Origin of the sequence: Agrobacterium tumefaciens (assembly GCA_025559845.1) — a bacterium.
GTDB lineage: Bacteria > Pseudomonadota > Alphaproteobacteria > Rhizobiales > Rhizobiaceae > Agrobacterium.
Genome location: CP048470.1, coordinates 2165987 through 2189789 on the forward strand (window position 1 = coordinate 2165987; position 23803 = coordinate 2189789).

Consider the following 23803-nt stretch of genomic DNA (forward strand, 5'->3'; position numbering starts at 1 on the left):
AACAGGTAATTAATGATAGTTGACACGAAATTATAGGGGATGGGGGTCTCCAGGTTTCACCGACTGGCGAGCACGCAAGGTAAACAAAATAAAAAGAAGAAAGTCACGCGTTAAAGCTTAAGGGAGGCGTTAATGTTCATGGGATCGTCAAACTTCGCAGCAGCAAAACAGAGCAATGTAACCACGGCAATAAGTGGAACTGTTCTGGTCATCGCGGACGCGGATCTATTTTCCGAGTGCCTAGCTGAGGCTCTGGGCAAAAAGTTCCCCGCTTATGCGGTGGTGAGCGTTGGCTCATCAACTGAAATTCGCGACAACTATGGTTCTGAAGTCCGTCTGGTTTTGCCCTATCGCATATCAGGTGGCCGTCTTCAGGCCGTTCTCGAAGAGGTGAGGGATAAACACCCTGACGCACCAATAGCGTTGGTGGTCGAAACCATCGAAAAATTCGAAGATCACCTCAAGCAACTTGTGAGCACGCGGATTATAGATGGCGTGCTTCCCCTCAATCTCCGGCTCGATGTGTTCATGGCGGCTGTGGATCTTCTCATGAAGGGCGGGGAACACTTTCCCGCAGCTCTCCTTGGCAGGCTGACACCTTATTCTCATGCGGTGCATGGAGGTGGGGTTAAATCAAGTGCGGTGATCGCCAATCGTGCGGACGCACTCGCAGTCAGCAAAAGCGAAGTTGCTGCGCTGACAACGCGCGAAGTTCAAATTCTCGATCTCTTGTGCAAGGGAACGCAGAACAAGATCATCGCAGATCGGCTTCACTTGTCTGAAAACACCGTCAAGGTTCACGTTCGCAACATATATAAGAAGATGAACGTGCGAAACCGGACGGAGGCCGCTTCAAGATTCTTCAACAAGGACGACGGAAACAATTCCGGCGGTGGCTGGCGGAACTGAAGCCGTAAGCCTGTGCAACAATGGATGCAAAGGGGCAAACGACGTCAGGGACGCAGGAAGCAACGTGACTTTTGCCCGAAACCGCTCGGAGAGCATATATATGGTGAGGAGCCGGAGTAGACTGTTCGCGCCGTTTTGGGGGCCGTGCTGCCATCGGCGACCAAAACAACGTTGGCTTTTCCCGACTTCTGATAACCGTAGGATTTCTTCGCAGGCTCCACCTTGGCATTGATCGTTGAAGTATCTGCCGATGCGGTCTTGAAAACGTTATCTTCAACGAGTGAACACGAAGCTGTTCCAATTGCGGTCGCAAGCAGTGCGCAGGCCGCCAGTACGGGATAACGGCGCACCGTCTTTCCGGCATGGGAATAAGACTTTTCATTCATCATGCTTGTCCCCTGAAGTTCAGCATGTTTCAGATCTCTACCGGCTGTTGCCTTGCGGCATTTTTGATGCCATTCGGCGAACAGTTTAACCCCGACCGGTGGAGGTAAGCTCATGCTATTGCTTAATAAGAAAGGCATAATGGAGGCATAGTTAAAAAGGATTAAATGAAAGACGGAATCGAGGTGTTATTCGAATAATCAATTGTAATATTCTGGAAAAATTTCGTTGACGGTTCGATCAGTCCGCATATCATCAAAGTTGAACTCTACCGAATGCCGAGAAATATTCCCTCACAAGAAGTAAAAATCGAGGGGTTATATTCTGGGATATCACGCAATCTAAGGTTTGAAAAAGAAACGAGATGAATCAGTACGCTGATTCATCATGGGGAGGAGTGTGTGTAATGCGTAATTTCGTTCCCAACAACCACGATAACGGTGCCACCATCTATTCCGATTGGCGTCCTGGACAACGGGTTCTCGTCAATGGTGGCGCCGGTTTTCTGGGTTCCCATCTTTGCGAGCGCCTTTTGAGCTCAGGCCATGAAGTCATCTGTCTCGATGATTTTTCCACCGGTCGGGAGGCAAACGTCGAGCATCTGCAATCAAACAAACGATTTCTGCTCGTCAAGCACGACGTGCGTCAACCCTATGATATCGATGTTTCGCTGATTTTCAATTTTGCTTCGCCGGCTTCACCGCCAGACTATCAGCGTGATCCAGTTGGCACATTGCTGACGAATGTGCTGGGTGCTGTAAATGTCCTGGAAGTTGCCCGCCGTTGCGGCGCGACGGTCGTACAGTCCTCGACGTCTGAGGTCTACGGCGATCCCTTGGTCAATCCACAGCCGGAGACCTACTTCGGCAATGTCAACACGATAGGTCCGCGTGCCTGCTATGACGAGGGCAAGCGTAGCGCAGAAACGCTGTTTTTCGACTATCATCGTTTTCATGGTGTCGACATCAAGGTTGGGCGTATCTTCAACACCTATGGCCCACGCATGCGTCCGGACGATGGGCGTGTGGTTTCAAATTTCATCGTCCAGGCTTTGAAGGGTGACGACATCACCATCTATGGCGACGGCCGCCAGACACGGTCTTTCTGCTATGTGGATGATCTCATCGATGGCTTCCTGCGCTTTTCGACGAAGTCGAAGGACTGCACGGGTCCGATCAATCTTGGTAATCCCACGGAAATTCCTGTGCGGGAGCTGGCAGATATCGTCATCCGCATGACGAATTCCCGGTCGAAGATCGTCCACCTAGCCGCAGCAATCGACGATCCGCAACAGCGTCGCCCAGACATCTCGCGTGCCAATGAGCAACTGAGATGGCAGCCACGCGTGCCACTCGAAGTCGGCCTCGAAAGGACCATTGTCTATTTCGATGCCTTGCTGACCGGCAAGAAGATGGCGGAGGCTGTATGACATGGCCCGCACCATCCTCGTCACGGGCGGGGCCGGATTTATAGGCAGCCACATCTGCAAGGCGTTGGCGCAATCCGGCTTCAAGCCGATCGCTTATGATAATCTTACGACCGGCCACGCGGACTCTGTTCGCTGGGGACCACTGATCGAGGCAGATATCCTCGACCGAAGCATGTTGAAAGCCGTGTTTCGTGAGTTTGCCCCGGCTTTCGTTATCCACTGTGCCGCCAATGCCTATGTCGGCGAGTCTGTCGAAAACCCGCGCAAGTATTATCACAACAATGTCGCGGGCAGTCTGTCACTTTTGGATGCCTGCCTCGAGCAGGATATTCGCGGACTGGTGTTTTCGTCGAGCTGTGCCACTTACGGTGTGCCGCAGCAGCTTCCTATCCGAGAGGAGATGGCGCAAATACCGGTCAACCCTTACGGACGCACAAAGCTGATTTTCGAGATGGCCTTGGACGACTATGCCGCTGCATACGGATTGCGGTTCGTTGCCCTTCGTTACTTCAACGCTGCGGGTGCAGATCCGGACGGTGAACTTTGCGAACGCCATGAACCGGAAACACACCTTATTCCCCGCGCTCTGATGGCAGCAGCGAGTCGGCTCCCGCAGCTCGATGTTTTCGGGACCGACTATGACACGAGCGACGGCACCTGCATTCGTGACTATATTCACGTCAGCGATCTCGCCGATGCTCATGTCGCAGCCGTCCAGTACCTCATGGATGGCGGAGAGACTTTGCGCGTCAATCTTGGTTCTGGGCACGGAACATCGATCAACGACATCGTCACGGCGATCCATCGCGTCACGGGACAGGAGGTGCCGATCCATTATGGGGCGAGACGCGCAGGTGATCCGCCCGCCTTGTTCGCTGATATCGAGAGGGCAAAGGAAGCGCTGGGTTTCGAACCCAAACGTTCTGACATCGACACCATCATCCGGACTGCCGGTCCGGGCTTCGGTCTGGAGGTGCTGTCATGATAAGGCGCATAGATCCTGCAGACATCCGCCCGCGTCGCGCGGTCGCCCGGGCCCTGACCGTTCCGGTTTTCACCGGATGGAACCGGACTGCTTACTGGCTGGGCATTGGTGGATGGATGGTAACGCTTGCCTATTTCTGGAGCTGGTGGCTCGATAGGGACATGGTGACGGAGTGGCCTTATTATACAGTCGTCACCGTGACGCTGATCTGGGTCACACTGCTTCCATCCTATTTCATATTCATCTTCCTCAACGCCCGCGTTGTCGATCCTGAGTTGTCTGTACCGTTGGGGCGGATTGCCATGGTCGTTACCAAGGCGCCCTCCGAGCCGTTTCAAGTGGTACGGAAGACGCTTTTGGCGATGCTCGAGCAGAAGGGCGTCGACTTTGATGTCTGGCTGGCGGATGAAGACCCGAGCGCCGAAACCGTGAAATGGTGTGGTGCGCATGGGGTTTTCGTATCGAGCAGAAAGGGCGTTACCAAATACCATCGCAAGTCCTGGCCTCGCCGCACACGCTGCAAGGAAGGCAATCTCGCCTATTTTTACGATCACTATGGTTACGAACGTTACGACTTTGTCGCACAGTTCGATGCCGACCATGTGCCGGAACCGACCTATCTGCTTGAGATCATGCGCCCGTTCACCGATGCGGCGGTTGGGTATGTGTCGGCCCCCAGTATTTGTGATGCCAATGCGGCTGAAAGCTGGGCAGCACGCGGCAGGCTTTTTGCCGAAGCAAGCCTGCATGGCGCTCTTCAGGTCGGCTATAACAATGGCTGGGCGCCATTGTGCATCGGCTCTCATTATGCCGTTCGCACCAGAGCATTGAAAGAAGTTGGAGGATTGGGGCCGGAGCTTGCCGAAGATCACTCCACCACGCTTTTGATGAATGCCGGTGGTTGGCGTGGCGTCCATGCTGTCAATGCCATTGCCCACGGAGATGGACCTGCGACTTTCGCGGACCTTATTGTCCAGGAATTTCAGTGGTCGCGCAGTTTGATGACCATCCTCTTGCAGTATTCAAAACAATACGTATCGAAGCTGCCGTGGAAACTGAAATTTCAATTCCTCTTTTCGCAACTTTGGTACCCGTTGTTTTCCGGGTTCATGGCCCTGATGTTCGCCTTGCCGGTTGTTGCTCTCATCAGCGGGCGGGTGCTGGTCAATGTAACATATCCGGCTTTCCTGGCGCATTTTCTGCCTATGTCGATGTTCATGATCCTCTTTGCATTTTTCTGGCGCTCTACGGGTGCATTCCGTCCGTATGATGCAAAGCTGTTTAGCTGGGAGGCAATGGTCTTCCTGTTTTTGCGCTGGCCCTGGTCGCTGCTGGGCGTAATTGCGGCGATCCGCGATACAATCCGCGGCAGTTTCGTGGATTTCCGGATCACACCGAAAGGTACGGGCGAAAAGCCACCGCTGCCCATTCGGGTGATCGCGCCCTACCTGGCCCTGGCGGCGATCACCCTTGCTGCGATGGTCGCGGCACCTCGTGAAGGTCAGGCGCAGGGCTTCTTCGTCTTTGCCGCTATCAATGTGGCGATCTACGCCGGGCTATCCGTGTTTTTGCTGGTCCGGCACGCCATGGAAAATGGTCTGCCGAGGCAAAACGCCTTGAAGGGCGAATTTGTCGCCGCTGCCTGTTCAATACTGCTGGTGGCTGCAGGTGTTGCGGAACTGCGGCCACACGCGATCGGCGGACTGGAAGCTTTGTCTCACGGACAATCTTTCGTTTCCTTCACCGAAACCCGGTTCACTGTGGCTGGTGCGGGTGTCGAGGGGGCGAGATCTGTTCGATTGAGATTGCAGATCAATCTGCCGGGGATGGCGCAACGGCTTGAAACTCAGGCCGAACCGACCCCGCCATCACCAACAAGTGCAATTCAGGAAATTATGCTGGCCGACAATAGTGTCGGGCAATAGAAGGAGGAGGCTGTGATGAAAACAACAATAAGCAAGTGCGGATTCTCCGCTTTCGTACTGTGTCTTGCGGTGATCGCGCCAAACGCTGTCCACGCCGCAGGCGGCACGAAGACGCCGAAACCGCTGCGGACCAGCGAAGTCGTTGGCATGTACTTCGACAAGACCTGGAAATGGGACAGCGGTGGTGGCCGCTTCATTGCCGATGGCCGAAAGTTCATCGCCGCAACGCAAGAAAAAGGCCAGAAATCTATCGGCCAGGGCAGATGGACCGTTGATTCAAAAGGTACGCTCTGCATGCGCGCCACCTGGAAAAGCGGTGCTGGCAAGGGCAAGGCCGATACATGTTTCGACCATGGTCGCATCGGCAAGGTGATCTATCAACGCAAACAGGGAGGCCCGTGGTATGTGTTCCGTCACGACCCTCCGCGCCCCACTGACGAATATTCGAAACTCGTTCGAAGGGACGACGTTACCGCGCAGGTTGCCGCCTATGGTCAGGCGATGACCGCGACGAAGTAGGGAGAAGTGTCATGCAAATAACAAGAAGAAAACTTCTGTTCGCAGGTGGCGCTGCTGCAGCATTCACAGCCGGCATGTATCCCGTACTCAAGCTGGATGCTCAGGGCGTTGCGCCAATGACGGCAACAGGTATGAACACAATTGCCGACAAACGGCCGGTTCTGCGCCCAGACCAGATACGCTTCGGGGCCTATGATCCGCACGGTGACTTCACCAACCAGACCGGTGTTGTGACCGAGGCGCTGTTCCTGCCATGGGAAGACGTAGACCTCGACAGCCTGAAGCTCGCCGATGCCTATGCTATGGAGCGAAAGCGCAACGTGCTGATCACGGTTGAACCATGGTCCTGGGACGTCAACTGGCGACTGAGCTCCGACGAGTTGCGGCGCAAGGTGCTCAGGGGTGACTACGATCAGAACATGCAGGCGATCGCGGCGCGCATGGCCGAAATGAAGAGCCCGCTTGTTCTTCGGTGGGGACAGGAAATGGAGGATACGTCTGGACGGTTCTCTTGGTCAGGCTGGAATCCGCAAGACTACATCACCGCATACCGACGTATGGTCGACATCGCCCGCAAGGCGGTGCCGGGCGTCAGGGCCATGTGGTCGCCGAAAGGGATGGAGGGCTTGCGGGCCTATTACCCTGGAGACAACTACACCGATCTGGTTGGCCTGTCTGTGTTTGGTCTCGAGGGTTACGACAAGATCGAGTATGGCGGACCACAGAAGTTTGCCGATCTTCTTCGCAAGGGTTACGGGCTTGTCGAAACCTTCAATAAGTCGATCTGGGTCGCCGAGTTGGGCTATGAGGGTAGCGACCTCTACGTTCGCCCGTGGATGAATGACGTAACGTTGAAGCAGGCCGATTTTCCGAAACTTGAGCAGGTCGTCTACTTCAATGACAAGGAAGTGCATCCGTGGCCGCACAATCTCGGCAGGCCGGAATGGCGTGTGGTTCGCCCACCGCGCGTCAACTGATCATTGCAGTTTCGGCGCCCCTTAGAGCAAAAAACCGTGCATCCGCAGGGATGCACGGTGCTCTATGTCTTTAACGCTACCCATCGTGATTTCCAACAATCTCGTCCGGTTTCCCGGCTGATCGGTAGTGATTTAGGGTCAAGTCCCCAATATTGATTGGCCCCGGGGGCGCCGCTTTTTATTAAACGCTGGCTGCGAGGACGTCTTCGGCCTCGTAGATGGCGCATGCGATATGATAGAAGGTGCTTGCCGGTGCCGGCTCGTCGATCATCGGCTTGTCGGCCGGCCACTTGTCGAACCACAACCCCTTGACCGGAGTGTCAAGGAAGGGCTGCAACGCGCCGATGGCACGAATGCCGGAGGCAAGGTAACGCTGGCGTTCTTCGCCCGTGGTGATGCTCGCAAGCCGCACGGCAGCCTTCAGCCACTCGGTCTGCGGCCACAGTCTTGCCAACCCGTCATGGACAGAGAAGTCGTCGTAGAGGCTCATGATCGCCACTTTGCGGCGTGCACAGATGCCATGATCCTCGCCGATGCCGAACATCCGCTTGGCCTTGGCGATCACCTCGCCATTGTCGCGCAGGCTACCCCAGCGCACCAGAAGCCATGCCCATTCGAACTGGTGGCCCGGTTCCATGATCCGGCCCTTGTCACCTGGGTAAGGTTTCCAGTCGTGATCGAAGAATTCGCGAAGCCCGCCATTGTCGGCATCGATGAAACGCTGCATGGCAAGATTGCCGATCTCGTCGGCCAGTTGCGACCAGGGACCGGTCGGGTCTTCGGCTTCCCAGGCAAGCATGGCCTCGAAGAGATGCATGTGGGGATTGGAGCACAACGGCGAGCGTGGCGGATTGGCTTCCTCAAAACCGGCGACCGGATGTTTGTAGTCGCGCTTCAGGATCGTCAGAATTTCGAGCGCGCGAGCGCGCATCTCATCGCGTCGATCGGGAATTGCCGCCGATGCCTGTGCGGCCGCAAACAGCGCAAAGGCCTGATTATAGAGATCGAAGCTAGGATCGATGAGTTTACCCGTCTGGTCGGCAAGGTTGCCATAGAGGCCGTTGTCGAGGCGATAGACCGCGTCAAACCAGGAAAGACCATGGCTGAGCGCCTGCTGCCATGGGCCATTCCAGCCTTTTTGTCCGGCAGCCGCGAAACAATAGGCCTGACGCGGCTGAACGCGTGCGCGCCTGTTGTCTGCAAATATCGGTTTCGCATCCTGACCGATACGCTCGTAAAAACCGCCATCCGGTTTGGCTGCGCCGACCTCCCACCACAAAGGCAGAGCATCGTCATCAAGCCATTTTCGCAACGCCTTGACCTCTGCGGCCAGCTCTTGCGCAAGACTGGGAAACTGGACTGTCATGGGTTCAACTCTCTGTTTTAAAAGTTAAATAAAGAAATCGGTCAATTAAAAATGGTTTAACTGTCGACAAGTAGACCATGGGGAATATTGCGCCGCAACCTGAAAATTTACCGATCGTCAATAGAGCCAACCGTCAGTCCGGCGGTTTGGTTCCATTCTCCTCAATGAAGATCAATCAAGACGATTCGAGTTTGGCGCATGGGATGTCCGAAATTGCAACTATAAATTTGATATTGCTAATTCTTTCCCCTCACGTATTTCGTAGAAATGGTCTGGTCAAGTTTGATTCGGTCTCCTTTTAACCTGGGCGACTTGGGGGGAATGAAGGGGAATAAGGCAGTGAGATTTTCTGCCTCGGCTCTAGTATTGTTCTCCATTGCTGCTCTTTCGGGCTGCAATACCCCTGCGGGCGTTCGGTCGTTCGGAGGCGCGCAGATGTTTTCGCCATCCGAGGCTCTTGTTTTCCCGCCGCCTGGAGGGCCTGAGATCGTAACCGTGATCGGTCGCACTTATTCCAACGCGGCCGAGCAGAAGATCATCCTTCGCTCGAGCGCCACGACCCCGGGCCAGAACTACATCAAGGCGGAATTTTTCGGGCCGCAGAAATCCGAGGATACGGGTGGCGACGCGCTCCGGTTCGCCGGCTTTAGGACGTCGTCATTGTCGCGCGAGATCCGCTCGGAATTCCCCGGGCTGAACATCGCCATGACTGCCTCTTATCTGCAAAACAGCTATGGTGCCTTTTCTTATGCGGCAGGAAGCGGTCGGGGCACCGATGTCTGCCTCTATGGCTGGCAAGACATACGTTCGCCGGAAAACATGCGGCAGGATTTCCGAAATCTCGGTCGCATAAAGGTGAGGTTGCGACTTTGTGAGCCGAATGCAAGCGTCGAGCATCTGTTGAGCGTGATGTATAATTACACGATCACGGGCGCTTATGCATCGCCAGGCTGGAACCCGTATGGAACGCCTCAGCGTGTCAATGAAGGGCTGGGACGTCCGGGAAATCCGGTCTACCCATTGAAAACCAATGACGTCCCGATGCGTCCGGGTGGGGAAGTAACCGCGACGGTGCCACCCGTGCGTCGTACGGTTGCCGTTAGTGCACCACCGAGAGCCGAAGTGCAACAACCACTGCCGCCGGTGTCTCAGGTCAGTATCCCGGCTCCAACAATAGCGGGTCCGCAGGGGCAGCCGTCAGGCATGGTGCCCGAACGGTCCAGGCCAAGCGGAAGCCAACAGCCTTCACAGCAGATGTTCATTCCTTCCCCGTCCTGCCCTCCCGGTTCGGGAGGTTCGGGATGTGGACAGCCTTGACTATTTTGATTGAGAACGCGCAGGCAAACATCAAAACAAAACCGGGCAAAGATGCCGGTTATGGAAACCGACGGAAAGTCTCTGGATGAACAAGGCCATTACGATCGTTGTCTGGTTGCTTGTTTCGGTTTGCGTACTGGCCATCATTACGATGCCGGTCAGCCTGCAAACCCATCTCGTGGCGACGGCTATTTCGCTGGCGCTCCTTGCGACGATAAAATCGTTCAACGGTCAGGGCGCCTGGCGGCTGATCGCGCTGGGGTTCGGCACCGCGGTCGTTTTGCGTTATGTTTACTGGCGCACCACCAGCACCTTGCCGCCCGTCAATCAGCTTGAGAACTTCATCCCAGGCTTCCTGCTTTACCTCGCTGAAATGTATAGCGTGGTCATGCTGGGTCTCAGTCTTGTCATTGTGTCGATGCCCTTGCCGTCACGCAAGACGCGTCCCGGTTCGGTCGATTACCGCCCAACTGTTGATGTGTTCGTGCCAAGCTACAACGAGGATGCCGAACTTCTGGCCAATACGCTGGCTGCCGCCAAGAACATGGACTATCCGGCTGACAAGTTCACGGTCTGGCTCCTGGACGACGGCGGTACGGTTCAGAAGCGCAATGCAACTAGCATTCCCGATGCGCAGGCAGCACAGCGCCGCCACGACGAATTGAAGAAGCTTTGCGAGGATCTCGACGTTCGTTATCTTACCCGTGAACGTAACGTCCATGCCAAAGCCGGTAATCTGAACAACGGGCTCGAGCACTCGACGGGTGAGTTGATCACCGTGTTCGATGCCGACCATGCGCCCGCAAGGGACTTTCTGCTGGAGACGGTTGGCTATTTCGAGGAAGACCCGCGTCTGTTTCTCGTGCAGACGCCGCATTTCTTCGTCAATCCCGATCCGATCGAGCGAAATCTTCGCACCTTCGAGACGATGCCGAGCGAAAACGAGATGTTCTACGGCATCATCCAGCGTGGGCTCGACAAATGGAACGGCGCATTCTTCTGCGGCTCTGCCGCCGTGTTGCGCCGTGAAGCGCTTCAGGATACCGACGGATTCAGTGGCGTCAGCATCACCGAAGATTGCGAGACGGCGCTCGCACTCCACTCCCGTAAGTGGAACAGCGTTTATGTCGACAAGCCGCTGATTGCCGGTTTGCAACCGGCGACTTTCGCAAGCTTCATTGGCCAGCGCAGCCGGTGGGCACAGGGTATGATGCAGATCCTGATCTTCCGCCAGCCGCTGTTACGGCGTGGCCTCTCGCTGACGCAGCGCTTGTGCTACATGTCCTCGACGCTCTTTTGGCTTTTCCCTTTTCCGCGGACGATCTTTCTGTTCGCACCACTTTTCTACCTTTTCTTCGACCTCCAGATTTTCGTGGCGTCCGGCGGCGAGTTTCTGGCCTATACCGCGGCCTATATGCTCGTAAACCTGATGATGCAGAACTACCTCTACGGCAGTTTCCGCTGGCCATGGATTTCTGAGCTGTACGAGTATGTTCAGACGGTGCATTTGCTGCCCGCTGTTGTCTCTGTGATTTTCAACCCCGGCAAGCCAACCTTCAAGGTCACTGCCAAGGACGAATCCATCGCGACTGCAAGATTGTCGGAAATCAGCCGTCCCTTCTTTGTGATCTTTGGCGTTCTGGTGATTGCCATGCTCTTTGCGATCTGGCGTATCTATAGCGAGCCCTACAAGGCTGACGTTACGCTGGTCGTCGGTGGCTGGAACCTCCTCAATCTCATCTTTGCCGGATGCGCGCTTGGCGTCGTATCCGAGCGTGGCGAAAAGTCGGCCTCCCGGCGTATCACCGTCAAGCGCCGTTGCGAGATCCAGCTTGGTGACGACGAGCGCTGGATACCCGCCTCTGTCGAAAACGTTTCAGTTCACGGCATGCTGGTCAATCTTTTCGAAAGTGGCCTCAGACCGATCGAGAAGGGGACGGCAGGTGTTATCCGCGTGAAGCCGCACAGCGAGGGTGTTCCCGAAACGATGCCAATCAACATCGTTCGTAGCACAAAGGGCGATGGTTTCGTTTCCATTGGCTGCACGTTCTCGCCACAACGGGCAATCGATCACCGGCTTATCGCAGATCTCATTTTCGCCAACTCGGAACAGTGGAGCGAGTTTCAGCGGGTTCGCCGCAAAAATCCCGGTCTAATTCGCGGCACCGCGATCTTCCTGGCAATTGCGCTCTTCCAGACGCAGCGCGGCCTGTATTACCTGGTGCGGGCCATGAAACCGGAAACCCCAGCGCCAGCTCCAGCAAAATCAGCCGGAGCGTCGAAATGATCAGACGGTACCTCTCCGCGGGATTGTTCTGGAGCCTCATTGCAAGCTGTGCTTTTGCGCAGTCGTCCCCGTTTGACATGTCACCTGAAAGGCCTGCAGGTTCTTCGCCCGCGCCCGTTCCTTCGCGTCCACCTTCTCCGGTTCAGCCCCCGATCGCAGTGCCGCCAGTCGTCCAACCCGTGGCCCCCCAGCCGGTCCAGCCACCGCAGGTTCGGTCGCAATCTCCATTGCCCGCACCCATTCCACCGGCGGTATCGACCCCCGCCACGGTAAAGGTTGAGCAAGGCGGAGACACTCGCCGCTATGTCTTGCCCTACGAAAAGCTTACGCTGTCGGGCGAGATGGATCAGCGGCAGTGGAGTTTTTATCTGACACCGGAGCAGGTGAACGCTGCGGTTTCACTGAACATCGGTTACCAGAACGCCGTCGTGGTTGCGCCGGAAAGCTCTACGCTTCAGCTCAGCTTGAACAACGTGCCGCTTGAAGCCGTTAAGATAGAGGCCCCAGATGTCGAGGGAACTGTTTCTCTAAAAATCCCTCAAGGCGTTTTGCAGACGGGTGCGAATATCCTGACGCTCGGAGCCGAACAACGACATCGAACCGATTGCACCATCCAGTCAACTTACGATCTCTGGACCGAGATCGATCCTGCAAAAACCTACATCGACTTTAATTCCAACGTCTCAGGCCGATTTACAAACCTTGACGATATTCAGGCGACGGGCCTGGACGAGAATGCGGCGACATCGATCGAGATCGTTGCTCCGGGCCTGGCAAACCCGGCCTTTGCGAGTTCGCTTTTGAGGCTTTCGCAGGCGCTGGCGTTAAGAACGCAGATGCCAAACCAGAATATTCGGATCGTGTCGACGTTGCCGCTGGAGCGAAAGGCCGGAACGCTTGTCGTTCTGGTTGGCACTGCACGCGAACTTGCGGCTATTAGCAAAAACCTGCCTCCAGAGGCGTTCACAGCAGCCTTCGCGGACTTTGAGAACGGCGTCGTCGATAATCTCTCTCCTTTGCTCGTTTCGGGTCCGACACTTCAGGCGGTCGATTCAGCCATCGAAACCCTTTTCACGCCGATGGTGCGTGCTCCAGGAACACAACGCGCGACACTTGCGACAAAAGCCTGGCATGCTCCGGATGTTCCTCTTGTCCTGTCTGATCGGCGCATCCCGCTTTCTGAACTCGGGCTGCAAAGCAGCGAGTTCGCCGGTCGCCGCTTCCGGACAGACTTCTATATCGGGATGCCGGCTGACTTTTATGCTTCCGCCTACGGAGAAGCATCGTTGCTGCTGGACGCTGCCTACTCCTCGAAGGTGCTTCCGGGCAGCCATATCGACATTTACGTCAATGGCAATATCGCCTCGACCGTGCCGATTTCCAACAATGGCGGCGGGATTTTCAGGCATTTGCCGATCAAGGTGACGATGCGGCATTTTCAGCCCGGACCGAACCGGGTCACCCTTGAGGCTGTCCTTATGACGGCTGAGGATCAGGCTTGTGCGCCTGGTGCGACGACCAGTCCAACCCCGCGTTTTGCGTTGTTTGATACCTCCGAAATGCATATTCCAGATTATGCGCGCGTTGGGCGCAAGCCAGATCTGGCGGCGATGGCCGGTACTGGCAGGCCTTATCCGAGAGGCGAGGACCCGGTTGCTGTTTCCCTCGATCGCTTCGAGGCCGATACCATGTCGGCGGCGGCAACGCTGGTCAGTCGAATTGCAGTTGCCTCCGGACGACCGATGGAAATTGAGACCGTGGCGTCTCCGATGGTGATCGGTGACCGTGACGCGTTATTTGTCGGCATGATCTCTCAACTTCCGCAGGCTCTGATAAGTCAGTTCAACTTAGCGCCAACAAGTCAGGTGGCGTGGAAAACCGGGACTACGGCACAGGCCCCAGCCCAAAACCAGAATGTCCTTTTCGACCAATGGCGTGAGCGCGTGGATGGAGGAATTTGGCAAGGGCAGGTGTCGTCCCTCGAAGAATGGCTGAAACGGAATTTCGATCTCAGTTCGGATACGTTGCGTTTCCTGCCATCGGCTGAACAGTCTTATTCGCCGCCGGACAATGTTTCGTTTATGCTGGCACAGGGGCTAAGCCCTTCGGGCGAGGGGGTCTGGACGCTGGCGACAGCCCCGACTGCCACCGAGCTTCGTGAAGGTGTCTCGGCCATGACACATGAGGATCGTTGGCGGCAGGTTTCGGGCCGTGTTGCCGCTTACGATGGAAATGCCGACAATATCGAGACGGTCGAGGTCGAGCGTCCTCATATGGATATCAGGCAGCCATTTTCGATCTGGAACTGGAGGCTTATTGCTGCCAACTGGCTTTCTTCAAACGTCTTCTCCTATTCGTTGGCCTTCATTGGCTTTGTAACGATCCTTGGGATCGCAACGTTCTCGATGTTGCGGCTGATGGGGCGAAAGCGATGATAAAGGTTTTGCTCGTCAGGCTGCTGATTGTGTTGCCGTTGTCCTTTTCGCTTTTTATGCCACTCACTGGAGTGGCCAGAGCTGCTTCGATAGATTCGCAGGCATGGGCTGCTTATAAGGGTGCCTTCCTCGATCCGGGTGGCCGCATTCTGGACACGGGAAATGGCAACATCAGCCATAGCGAAGGCCAGGGCTACGGCATGTGGCTCGCCGTTCTCGCAGACAACATGGCCGATTTCGAACTGATCTGGAGTTTCACACGCACAGAGCTTCTCGTCCGCAACGATGGTCTTGCCGCCTGGAAGTGGGATCCAAATGCCAAACCTCACGTCAGTGACATCAATAACGCGACGGATGGGGACATCCTGATTGCTTATGCTCTGGCGCTTGCCGCGGGCCAGTGGGACCGGCTTGATTACGCTCAGGCTTCTGCGGCTATTGCGTCAGCAATCCTGAAAAATGCGGTGGTACAATACGGCGGAAAAACCTTGCTCCTTCCCGCAGTCAGTGGTTTCGGGGCTGACGATCGTAGCGATGGACCTGTCGTCAATCCGTCCTATCTGATCTTTGAGGCTTTCCCCGTCCTAAACGTCGTCTCGCCCTCACCACTCTGGCAAGGGCTGACTGACGAAGGGTTGGCCCAGATCGACGCGTTCGCGTTCGGCCCGCGCAACCTCCCCGCGGACTGGGTCTCCGTGAAGACAAAACCGCAGCCCGCTAAGGCCTTTCCGGCTGAGTTCGGTTATAATGCCGTCCGTATCCCGCTTTATCTCGTGCGCGCGCAGCAAGGTTCTTCCGCGCTTCTGGCAAGGTTAGGCAAGGGAATGGCGTCTGACGGCGGGGTTGCGGGTACATTTGATTTGAAAAGCGGTGATGCAAAAGATGTGTTGGCCGACCCTGGCTATCGCATCATCGTGGGGCTCGCCGAGTGTGCGGCCAGTGGAAATCCCGTGGCTGAAGACATGAAGAACTTTAAGCCAACCCTTTATTATCCTTCGACATTGCATCTTCTGGCTTTGTCGTATCTGTCGACGAAAAACGGGGCGTGCCGATGAACAAACCCCTTTCGACTTCGGCTCTTATTCTCGCTCTGGTGGCGCTTTCCGCCTTCCATTGGCGTGACGAGATATTGGGCCGGGTTTCCGATGTGCACACGGGAGCGGTCAACGACGGCAATCGGGCGCAGCGTACGTCTTCCACGACGGCCAATCCGGCCGATATCAATTCATTCCTGAGGAGCCGTGAACTGGCGCAGGCAACGCCGCCGGTTACCGTTCCTGCAACGGCGCCCCAACAATCCCGACAGGGCGAGCGATCGCAACAGAATCCAGCCGAAGCCGTGACGGCTCAGAACGGTCAGGCCGCGCCATCAGGGCAAAATCCTGATGTCGATCTGAGCGCATTGCGCTACTTTGCGGCGAAAGGCGATACTCAACGATTGCAGGCTGAAATTGCGCGTCTGCGCATCCTCTATCCCAACTGGACACCACCGTCCGATCCTCTTGCCATCCCCGAAAACGGCGACGCGCAGCTTGATGCAATGTGGCAGCTCTATGCCAACGGCCGATATGCAGAGGTACGCAAGGCCATAGCGGATAGGCAGCAGGCAGAACCAGGCTGGCAGCCTCCGAGCAATCTGAGCGACATGCTGGCTCTTGCCGAAGCGCGGCAACGTCTTGTCAATGCATCCGATCTCAAGCAATACGCGGTTGTGGTGGATACGGCTGCTTCCAATCCAAGCCTGCTGACATGCGGAGAGGTCGATGTCCTCTGGCGTGTCGCCGAAGCCTTTGCCAGTACCGAGAGGACAGCCAGAGCACGCGACGCCTATCTCTACGTCTTGAACAATTGCACGACCGGCAGTGATCGTCTTGCGACGATCCAGAAGGCGTCGACCTTGCTGCCCATAGACATGATGGAAGACCTTCTCTCCACGGAGAAGGCCGGTGCAGACGGACAGCTCGAGTTCGAACCGGTCAAAAACGACCTTGCACGACAGTTCGTCGCGAAGGCAGGCGAGCCCGTGACGAAGGAGGAAACCGACACGAGGATGGCGAGTGCACCGGTCACCGTTCCGTCCGCCTATCTCATGCGGCTTGAGCGCCTTGCTGAAACTGACAAGTTGGCGAGTGACGCCCTGCTGCTTGGTTGGTACCAAATCCGCCAAAAGAATTTGCCGGAGGCAGAGAAATGGTTCCGTCGTGCGCGCGAAGAAGAAGATACGGCCTCTGCCTCACAGGGGCTCGCGCTCACCTTGATCGATCGCAATGAACCTCGCGAAGCAGAAGATGTCATGTATAAGTGGCGTGGGTCTTCGGATGATGCACATGCGACTTACCTGGCGGCAACCGCCAATCTCCTGGCGCTGGAACCTCCACTCGTTCTCCCTGCCGACGTCCTGCAACGTATCGCCGCTGAAACAATGGCAGAAAAAGACGCAGCGACTGCACAGCAATTTGGCTGGTATTCGCGTGCCTTCCGGCAGACGCCGCTCGCGCTGCAATGGTTCTCCACGGCGCTTGGCTGGAAACCGGATGACGAGCCTTCGGCATATGGTCTGGCACTCAGTTATCATGATCTGCGCAATCTTGCTGCACTCAGAAGCCTGCAGCAGCAGTGGGCAAGCCAGTCACAACGCATCGCCGATATCGGAACAGTACGGACAGTCGAGCCGTCCGTTCCGGTCTCTGTCGCCCCGTCACAGACGATGGTGCCTCAGACGCAGGTACCGGCACAGACGGTCGCTCATGGGGACGTACCCATTGCCTACAACCCACCCGCCGCCGGCCGGGTGACACAGGACGCACCGCGCAGGCAGGCGCGTGTTTCTGCGCAGGTTCCGCGTGCTCGCTCCTGCTCGGTTTATCCGGATCCGCAAAGACTTTCAGCCCAGCAGGCACTTGATCTCGGTTGGTGCCTGATGGAATCAAATAGACCGGCCGAGGCTTTGAAAGCGTTCGATTCCGCGATTGCCGGCGGACAATCCACGGTGCGCAGTGATGCAGCATACGGCCAGAGCCTCGCATATCTGCGCATGGGGCTGACCGACAACGCGGCGGTGTCTGCAACGAGGTCGACGCTGGATCACTCAAAGGCGGCCGAATTGCAGGTGGCAATTCTGGCAGAAAGGGCGCTCGCTGCATTTCAATCACGCCGTTACGCAGAAACGCTCCTCTTGCTTGACCAGCGCGCCAGACTTGTCGATGAGCGGAGCGACTTGATGGTGATACGTGGTTATTCCTACCTCGCCATGCGGCGTTACGCTGATGCGACCCAGATTTTCGAAAGTGTCGCGTCTACCGGCAACCAGGATGCAATCAAGGGACTAGCTGCGGTGCGTGCCGCAAATCCCAAGGGCGGTCCGCAGGGCGGCGGTTGATCGTGGTTGCGGAATGAATGGCGGCTTCTGCACTGGCAAAGCCTGCCAGGTTACTCACTGTCTATCGGTGAGGTTGCGGATCGTACGCATGAAAATGCGTGCACCAATCTCGATCAATTCGTCGGGAAAATCGTAGTCGGGATTGTGCAGGCTGGCTGAATTCATGCCCGCGCCGAGGAAAAACATGGCGGATGAAGATACTGATCGGAACCGCCCGAAATCCTCCGAGCCACGCATTGGCAATCCTTCTGTACCCCGAGTGATTTTCTCATCGTCCAGAGCCTGGATGAGGTGAGACACGGCGTCCGGAGCGTTGTCGCAATACAGGAATATGTCGTCGTAAGCCATTTCAAGTGAAAGGTTTTCGCTCGCCGCAACCTTGTGTGCCAACGCTTCTGCATCTGCACAAAGCGCCGCCATTCTGTCATCGGTCAAAGTCCGCAAGGTCACCCAGATTTCTGCGTCAGCCGGTGATATGCCAAAAGCTGCCTCGCCCATTGAAGCATGCGTGACAGTCACCATCGAAAAATCCGGCTGCGAGGGATGGCCTGAACCAAGTTCGGTCAGGGCCGGCATCAACTGCGATATAGCCCGCATCGGCGAGATGCCGTACTCCGGCATCGAGGCGTGTGCGGTCTTTCCCGACAATCTGATTTTAAGGCCTCTCGATGCGCAATTCACAGGTCCATCGATGAGGCTGACATGGCCGAGGGGCAGCCCCGGCAGATTGTGGAGCGAGAAAGAGAAGTCGGGTTTGATCTCGGAAAATCGGGGATCGGCGAGAACCGCTGCAGCGCCGGCCCCTGTTTCCTCTGCCGGTTGGAAAAGCAGGATTACCCGGCCTGTTTCAGGAGGGGTCCGTGAAAGGCCAAGAGCAAGGGCGGTCAGAATTGTCGAATGGCCGTCATGGCCACAAAGATGCCCGCGGCCGTTTATGGTGGAGCTATAGGCGACACCAGTCTTTTCCTCGATGGGCAGGGCATCGAGTTCGGAGCGGATCAGAATGGACGGGCCGGATCGTCCGCTATCGTAGACGGCCGCCACGCCGTGACCTCCAAGGTCAGCAAGAACTTGATCAGGCGCTGCTCTTTCCAGAAAACGGCGGATGCGGATCGCCGTTTCCTTTTCTCCTCCTGAAATTTCCGGGAAACGGTGCAGCTCGCGACGAAAGTCCACGAGATCGATCAAGTCCTTGTTCGTCAGAAACATAATAATGCCTTGCTGGTTTCCATGGCGTCACGACGACCCTAAGACGTGTCGTGCTACGATGGACCTTACAGGGCATTATTCTCAATGCAAAATCTTTGGCGCCTGCCAGCGCTTACCTGATCTCTTCGGTTTTTCCGCCATGGCAATCAACTCGGCTGGAACCGGCACAGCTTTTTTGCTGAGGTCCAGACGGGCAAGTGCTGCGCGCGCCTTCTCCGCATATTCGAGATTTGCGGCATCGTCGGAATGATAGTGTTGCAGGCGGTCGAGAATTTCGGCTCCCTCCATCGATCGTCCTGCAGCGATCAAGGCGATGGCGCACTTGTAAAGGGCCTCGCGGTGGAATGGTGCGCGATTGATGACCTGACGGAACGCTTCTGCCGCCTCGTTGTGATGGCTTTGGGCAAGACGCGTCTCTCCGATACGGAGCCACAACATGACTGGATCATCGCTGCTTGCGAGGAGCGATGTGAAAGCGATTTCCGCTTCGCGGAAATCGCCTCTGTCGAACATCAGCTTTGCCAAGCCAAATTGCGCCCCGCCATGGTCTGGTGTCGCGTGGAGTACCTGGGAAAAGGCGACACTTGCCTTCGCCTTGGCACCCGATTTGTAAAGCTTGAGGGCTTCCTCATAGACAAACCGTATGCTGCGTGGATGCAGTCGATCACCAAGGTTTTCACCCGAGCGCGTGCGGAAATGCGTGCAGGAAAGCTGGCGCTCCTCCGGGCCGAAGAAGTATTTGTAAGGTTCGTTGCCGCGCAGGAAATCGTAGGTCTTGAAACCCGCTTGTATGGCGCGACGAATGCAGTGGCCATGCAGCACAAGACCAGGGGAGGGTGTCTTCCACTCCTCATCACGTCCGGTGATATAGAAAAGGATGGACAGCTTTTGTCGATCGATGATGTTTGCAAGTGCGCCGAGCGGCCGATCGCCAACCCAAAGTACGGGTACTTCAAGGTTACCTCGGTGAAAACAGTCCATCAGCATCTGTCGCGTTGCGCCGATCAGAAGTTCAGTTCGTTCCTTACCTTTGTGCGGTGCCCAGCGAATTCGCCAGAAGTGGAACAGAATATCCATGTCTCGCTTGATGGTATCCGCTGTCGCAAAGGTAATCCTGTACTCGTCGTCACTCTCGATTTTTCGAAGGAAACGCCGCAGTTTCTGGCGTGTCTGGCTGCTCATGCTTGTGTCGAGATAGGCATCGAAGTCTTCGGGCAGCGTCACGACAGGGCAAATACTATTGTCGATATTGTAGGCGTTTTTCGGGGTGCTGTCGCGGAACATGACAAGCGGTCCCTGAAGCGCGTGGATCATTGCCTGCCGGCGCTCAGGCGGACCGGCGATGTAATCAAGTTTGAGGTCTGTCCAGTTTTGCTGCTTGAGATAGGAACAGAAACCGGCAACTGCATGATGCTCATATTCGGGATGGGTGATGAAACCAGCATAATCAGCCGCAGCGTTCCCGGCCATCACGATGGTGTCGTAATATCGACCCGTCTTTTTATCTGGTTCGGTCAGAACACGTAGTGGAAGAAATGCCACGTACGGGGAACCCTCCGGCCTCTCGCGGAGTGCCAGAATAAACCAGCGCTTGCGGCGCAACATGTAATCTTCCAGCCAGTACCAGGAGAGGAAGTGCTGGGCGTGTGGGTCCGCCATGAACACCTGATCCCAGTTTTCCCTGATGGCGTTGAAACCGCTTACGGTATCGATGATGTCGATGCGCACTGTCCCCTCCCAATACAAGTGACAAAATCGGGCACTTTCATTCTATGGGCAAACGGAGCGCCTCAAATATTCCGTTCGGATGAAAGAGGGGCATCAAATGGGATTAGCCCGCAGACTGATGATGTTGCCGCGACGTTGGAAAAACCGCTTGTCAGCCATTTTTGACGCTCTAACATGGCGGATGAATGCGGGTCCGAAGGAGCCGCGTGGCACAGGAGTCTTATATGGCCGTCCCCTACATGCTGCTTACCGGCGCCAGCCGGGGAATAGGGCACGCCACCGTCAAGCTCTTCCAGGAAAAAGGATGGCGAATTCTGACAGTCTCACGGCAGCCCTTTTCTGAGGAGTGCCGATGGCCGGCTGCGCGCGAGAGCCATATTCAGGCTGATCTGGAGGACCTGTCCGCGATCGATGATCTTGCAGATGCCGTGCGCTCGCGATTGCCTGATGGAAAGCTGGCGGCCCTTGTGAACAATGCCGGCATCTCGCCGAAGGGCGAAGGCGGTAGCCGCCTCGGCGTTATGTCTACCACCGCAGAAGTCTGGACAAGGGTTCTCAACGTCAATCTTGTTTCGACAGCACTTCTGGCGCGTGCGCTTTTGCCGGAACTTGAGGCGGCAAGGGGCTCGATCGTCAATGTTACGTCCATCGTCGGCTCAAAAGTACATCCCTTTGCCGGCGTTGCTTATGCGACGTCGAAGGCAGCGCTGGCGGCCCTGACGCGCGAACTGGCACACGAATTCGGTCCGCGCGGCGTGCGTGCAAACGCCATAGCACCGGGTGAGATCAATACCGCTATCCTGTCACCCGGGACTGCGGAATTGGTTGAGGCACAAGTGCCGATGGGGCGGCTTGGAACAACCACCGAGGTCGCCCAGACGATCTATTTCCTTTGTTCGGACCAATCGACCTACATCAATGGTGCCGAGATCCACATCAATGGCGGCCAGCACGTCTGACGCCTCATTTCACGTATCAATCAAGCTGCAATGGAGCTTTTACCGATGACAATCCTGCCGAATTCCGTCGAGGGACGCGATATCGCCTACCAGATGCATCCGAACGTCAATCTGCGGAAGTTCGAGAAGACGGGCGGCCTTGTCATTGAGAGTGGTGAGGGCATCTATGTCACCGACAACAATGGCAAGCGCTACATCGAGGCGATGGCGGGCCTTTGGTCTGTTGCACTCGGCTTTGGTGAAAAGCGTCTTGTCGAAGCTGCAACCAAGCAGATGCAGAAGCTCCCCTACTATCACACCTTTTCCTATAAGACCCATGGCCCTTCGGTCGATCTGGCGGAAATGCTGATCAAGCTCGCGCCTGTCCCTATGTCGAAGGTGCATTTCACCTCGTCCGGGTCTGAAGCAAACGATCTCGTTGCAAAGATGGTATGGTACCGGTCCAATGCGCTCGGCAACAAGGACAAGAAAAAGATCATCGGTCGCATCAAGGGTTATCACGGTGTCACCATCGCCTCGGCATCAATCACCGGGCTGCCGCGCAACCACGAGAGCTTCGATCTGCCACTGGACCGGATGTTGCATACCGCCTGCCCCTCCTATGTGCATTTTGGCAAGGATGGTGAGAGCGAGGCGGAGTTCACCGCACGCATCCTGAAAGAGCTGGAGGACCTGATCATCAGTGAAGGTCCGGAAACAATTGCCGCTTTCTGGGGGGAGCCGGTCATGGGCGCAGGCGGTGTTCTTGTGCCGCCTGAGGGGTACTGGGCGGGTGTGCAGGCAATCCTCAAGAAATACGACATCCTCCTTGTCGTTGACGAAGTCATTTGCGGGTTTGGACGCACCGGGAAAATGTTTGCCTGCGAAACTTACGGTATAAACCCGGATGTGCTTGTGGTTTCCAAGCAGATATCGTCGTCTTACATGCCGCTTTCGGCGATCATCATGAACGACAATTTCTATCAGCCGATTGCAGACGAGTCTGATCGCATCGGTTCCTTCGGTCACGGTTTCACGGCGTCCGGGCATCCGGTCGCGACGGCAGTCGGACTGGAAAACCTGAAGATCATTCAGGAGCGTGACCTGGTCGGTAACGTTGCTCGACTGGAGGGACTGTTCCTGGGCTACCTCAAGGCGCTCGCCGAGCATCCACTCGTCCATTCTTCACGTGGCGTTGGGCTGCTTGGTGCGCTTGAGATCAAGCCTTGGGAGGGGTTTAAGGCGGGAGATACGACGCTCGCCATCGCCGCTGCAATCGAATCGGAAGGAGTGATTACCCGGCCAATCGGTGAAGCCATCTGCTTCTGCCCGCCAATCATTATCACTGTGGAACAGCTTGATGAGTTGTTTGCCGGGGTCAAGCGCGGTCTTGACAAGATCGCGGCAGAACGTGGCTGACGGCTGCCCACAAAAGGACGCCCGCGTGGCGTTACATTCTGTGATGCCGGGTTAGCCCGGCATCCGCTCCAGAACGGACTAGGATACGTTCATTCAATCAGAGCTTGAGTGCGCTGAACTTCTGACTTTGGAACAAGACTATAGTCCCTGACTGGTCAGCCTCTGTAGGCGACAAGAACGGCCCCACAAGCAATCAGGATAACACCCAGCCAGTTCGGCAGGGACAGCTTTTCTCCGAGGAACAACACGGCGAAGACAGCGACAAACACGACGCTGAGTTTGTCGATCGGGGCTACCCGTGCCGCATCCCCGAGTTTCATCGCACGGAAATAGCATATCCATGACGCACCCGTCGCGAGACCTGACAATATCAGGAAAAGCCATGTCTTCGGCGAGATTTCGCTCGGCTGTTGCCAGTTTCCGGTAAGGTAAACCATCAGTCCTGCCGCGAGAAGAATGACCACTGTCCGGACAAGGGTTGCGAAATCAGAATTGACGTTTTCCACCCCGATTTTTGCAAAGACGGCGGTAAGTGCTGCAAAACCTGCTGATAACAGCGCCCAGAATTGCCACGAGATCAAGAGGTTTTTCACGTGG

At 56.2% G+C, this 23803-nt stretch carries 18 protein-coding genes; 13 read left to right on the forward strand and 5 right to left on the reverse strand.

Annotation, left to right across the window (positions count from 1 at the left end; all coding sequences use genetic code 11):
• Positions 1-132 precede the first annotated feature (132 nt).
• On the forward strand, positions 133-909 hold the full coding sequence (locus FY156_26290; protein UXS04949.1) for a response regulator transcription factor: 777 nt from the start codon (positions 133-135) through the stop codon (positions 907-909).
• Positions 910-953: 44 nt separating this feature from the next.
• Here FY156_26290 and FY156_26295 read toward each other — a convergent pair whose 3' ends face one another.
• Positions 954-1298 carry a hypothetical protein gene (locus FY156_26295; protein ID UXS04950.1) on the reverse strand — a complete coding sequence of 115 codons (345 nt, stop codon included), beginning with the start codon at positions 1296-1298 and terminating at the stop codon, positions 954-956.
• Between the two features lie 401 nt (positions 1299-1699).
• Here FY156_26295 and FY156_26300 point away from each other — a divergent pair, with 401 nt between their 5' ends.
• The 5 genes from FY156_26300 to FY156_26320 are packed head-to-tail and all read left to right on the forward strand — an operon-like array spanning position 1700 to position 7128.
• Positions 1700-2722 carry an SDR family oxidoreductase gene (locus tag FY156_26300; GenBank protein UXS04951.1) on the forward strand — a complete coding sequence of 341 codons (1023 nt, stop codon included), beginning with the start codon at positions 1700-1702 and terminating at the stop codon, positions 2720-2722.
• Position 2723: 1 nt separating this feature from the next.
• Positions 2724-3707, forward strand: coding sequence for a UDP-glucose 4-epimerase GalE (gene galE, locus FY156_26305; GenBank protein ID UXS04952.1), 984 nt, complete (start codon positions 2724-2726; stop codon positions 3705-3707).
• Positions 3704-5632: a glycosyltransferase gene (locus FY156_26310; GenBank protein ID UXS04953.1), complete on the forward strand. Its 1929-nt coding sequence runs from the start codon at positions 3704-3706 to the stop codon at positions 5630-5632. Before galE ends, FY156_26310 begins: the two co-directional genes overlap by 4 nt.
• A gap of 15 nt (positions 5633-5647) precedes the next feature.
• Positions 5648-6151 (forward strand): DUF995 domain-containing protein, encoded by a 504-nt coding sequence (locus FY156_26315; protein ID UXS04954.1) that lies wholly within the window; start codon positions 5648-5650, stop codon positions 6149-6151.
• An 11-nt stretch (positions 6152-6162) separates the two neighbouring features.
• On the forward strand, positions 6163-7128 hold the full coding sequence (locus tag FY156_26320; protein UXS04955.1) for a glycosyl hydrolase family 5: 966 nt from the start codon (positions 6163-6165) through the stop codon (positions 7126-7128).
• Positions 7129-7309: 181 nt separating this feature from the next.
• Here FY156_26320 and FY156_26325 read toward each other — a convergent pair whose 3' ends face one another.
• On the reverse strand, positions 7310-8494 hold the full coding sequence (locus FY156_26325; GenBank protein UXS04956.1) for an AGE family epimerase/isomerase: 1185 nt from the start codon (positions 8492-8494) through the stop codon (positions 7310-7312).
• A gap of 435 nt (positions 8495-8929) precedes the next feature.
• Between FY156_26325 and bcsN the strand changes: the two genes are divergently transcribed.
• The 5 genes from bcsN to FY156_26350 all read left to right on the forward strand — a co-directional run bounded on the left by bcsN (position 8930) and on the right by FY156_26350 (position 17912).
• On the forward strand, positions 8930-9811 hold the full coding sequence (bcsN, locus tag FY156_26330; GenBank protein UXS04957.1) for a cellulose biosynthesis protein BcsN: 882 nt from the start codon (positions 8930-8932) through the stop codon (positions 9809-9811).
• An 85-nt stretch (positions 9812-9896) separates the two neighbouring features.
• A complete protein-coding gene (gene bcsA / locus FY156_26335; GenBank protein UXS04958.1) occupies positions 9897-12098 on the forward strand; it encodes a UDP-forming cellulose synthase catalytic subunit in 2202 nt (733 codons plus the stop codon).
• Positions 12095-14533, forward strand: coding sequence for a cellulose biosynthesis cyclic di-GMP-binding regulatory protein BcsB (locus FY156_26340; GenBank protein UXS04959.1), 2439 nt, complete (start codon positions 12095-12097; stop codon positions 14531-14533). The genes bcsA and FY156_26340 overlap by 4 nt, the downstream gene beginning before the upstream one ends.
• Positions 14530-15588: an endoglucanase gene (locus FY156_26345; GenBank protein UXS04960.1), complete on the forward strand. Its 1059-nt coding sequence runs from the start codon at positions 14530-14532 to the stop codon at positions 15586-15588. The genes FY156_26340 and FY156_26345 overlap by 4 nt, the downstream gene beginning before the upstream one ends.
• A complete protein-coding gene (locus FY156_26350) occupies positions 15585-17912 on the forward strand; it encodes a cellulose synthase (protein ID UXS04961.1) in 2328 nt (775 codons plus the stop codon). Before FY156_26345 ends, FY156_26350 begins: the two co-directional genes overlap by 4 nt.
• Positions 17913-17966: 54 nt before the next feature.
• On the opposite strand, the gene FY156_26355 is transcribed toward FY156_26350, so the two are convergent.
• Complete coding sequence (locus FY156_26355; GenBank protein ID UXS04962.1) at positions 17967-19121, reverse strand: amidohydrolase; 1155 nt, start codon at positions 19119-19121, stop codon at positions 17967-17969.
• Positions 19122-19202: 81 nt separating this feature from the next.
• The gene (locus tag FY156_26360; protein ID UXS04963.1) at positions 19203-20849 is read right to left on the reverse strand and encodes a GNAT family N-acetyltransferase; all 1647 of its coding nucleotides are present in this window, start codon (positions 20847-20849) and stop codon (positions 19203-19205) included.
• A 224-nt stretch (positions 20850-21073) separates the two neighbouring features.
• Here FY156_26360 and FY156_26365 point away from each other — a divergent pair, with 224 nt between their 5' ends.
• Positions 21074-21808, forward strand: coding sequence for an SDR family oxidoreductase (locus FY156_26365; GenBank protein ID UXS04964.1), 735 nt, complete (start codon positions 21074-21076; stop codon positions 21806-21808).
• A gap of 45 nt (positions 21809-21853) precedes the next feature.
• Positions 21854-23206 (forward strand): aspartate aminotransferase family protein, encoded by a 1353-nt coding sequence (locus FY156_26370; protein UXS04965.1) that lies wholly within the window; start codon positions 21854-21856, stop codon positions 23204-23206.
• 155 nt (positions 23207-23361) lie between these two features.
• Here the strand turns inward: FY156_26370 and FY156_26375 are convergent, their stop codons facing one another.
• Positions 23362-23799 (reverse strand): EamA family transporter, encoded by a 438-nt coding sequence (locus tag FY156_26375; GenBank protein ID UXS04966.1) that lies wholly within the window; start codon positions 23797-23799, stop codon positions 23362-23364.
• Between the last annotated feature and the right edge of the window lie 4 nt (positions 23800-23803).

Excerpts from the sequence above, each read along its gene's own strand:
- FY156_26290 (UXS04949.1), top strand. The coding sequence starts at position 133 with ATGTTCATGGGATCGTCAAACTTCGCAGCAGCAAAACAGAGCAATGTA.
- FY156_26295 (UXS04950.1), bottom strand. The coding sequence starts at position 1,298 with ATGATGAATGAAAAGTCTTATTCCCATGCCGGAAAGACGGTGCGCCGT.
- FY156_26300 (UXS04951.1), top strand. The coding sequence starts at position 1,700 with ATGCGTAATTTCGTTCCCAACAACCACGATAACGGTGCCACCATCTAT.
- galE (UXS04952.1), top strand. The coding sequence starts at position 2,724 with ATGGCCCGCACCATCCTCGTCACGGGCGGGGCCGGATTTATAGGCAGC.
- FY156_26310 (UXS04953.1), top strand. The coding sequence starts at position 3,704 with ATGATAAGGCGCATAGATCCTGCAGACATCCGCCCGCGTCGCGCGGTC.
- FY156_26315 (UXS04954.1), top strand. The coding sequence starts at position 5,648 with ATGAAAACAACAATAAGCAAGTGCGGATTCTCCGCTTTCGTACTGTGT.
- FY156_26320 (UXS04955.1), top strand. The coding sequence starts at position 6,163 with ATGCAAATAACAAGAAGAAAACTTCTGTTCGCAGGTGGCGCTGCTGCA.
- FY156_26325 (UXS04956.1), bottom strand. The coding sequence starts at position 8,494 with ATGACAGTCCAGTTTCCCAGTCTTGCGCAAGAGCTGGCCGCAGAGGTC.
- bcsN (UXS04957.1), top strand. The coding sequence starts at position 8,930 with ATGTTTTCGCCATCCGAGGCTCTTGTTTTCCCGCCGCCTGGAGGGCCT.
- bcsA (UXS04958.1), top strand. The coding sequence starts at position 9,897 with ATGAACAAGGCCATTACGATCGTTGTCTGGTTGCTTGTTTCGGTTTGC.
- FY156_26340 (UXS04959.1), top strand. The coding sequence starts at position 12,095 with ATGATCAGACGGTACCTCTCCGCGGGATTGTTCTGGAGCCTCATTGCA.
- FY156_26345 (UXS04960.1), top strand. The coding sequence starts at position 14,530 with ATGATAAAGGTTTTGCTCGTCAGGCTGCTGATTGTGTTGCCGTTGTCC.
- FY156_26350 (UXS04961.1), top strand. The coding sequence starts at position 15,585 with ATGAACAAACCCCTTTCGACTTCGGCTCTTATTCTCGCTCTGGTGGCG.
- FY156_26355 (UXS04962.1), bottom strand. The coding sequence starts at position 19,121 with ATGTTTCTGACGAACAAGGACTTGATCGATCTCGTGGACTTTCGTCGC.
- FY156_26365 (UXS04964.1), top strand. The coding sequence starts at position 21,074 with ATGGCCGTCCCCTACATGCTGCTTACCGGCGCCAGCCGGGGAATAGGG.
- FY156_26370 (UXS04965.1), top strand. The coding sequence starts at position 21,854 with ATGACAATCCTGCCGAATTCCGTCGAGGGACGCGATATCGCCTACCAG.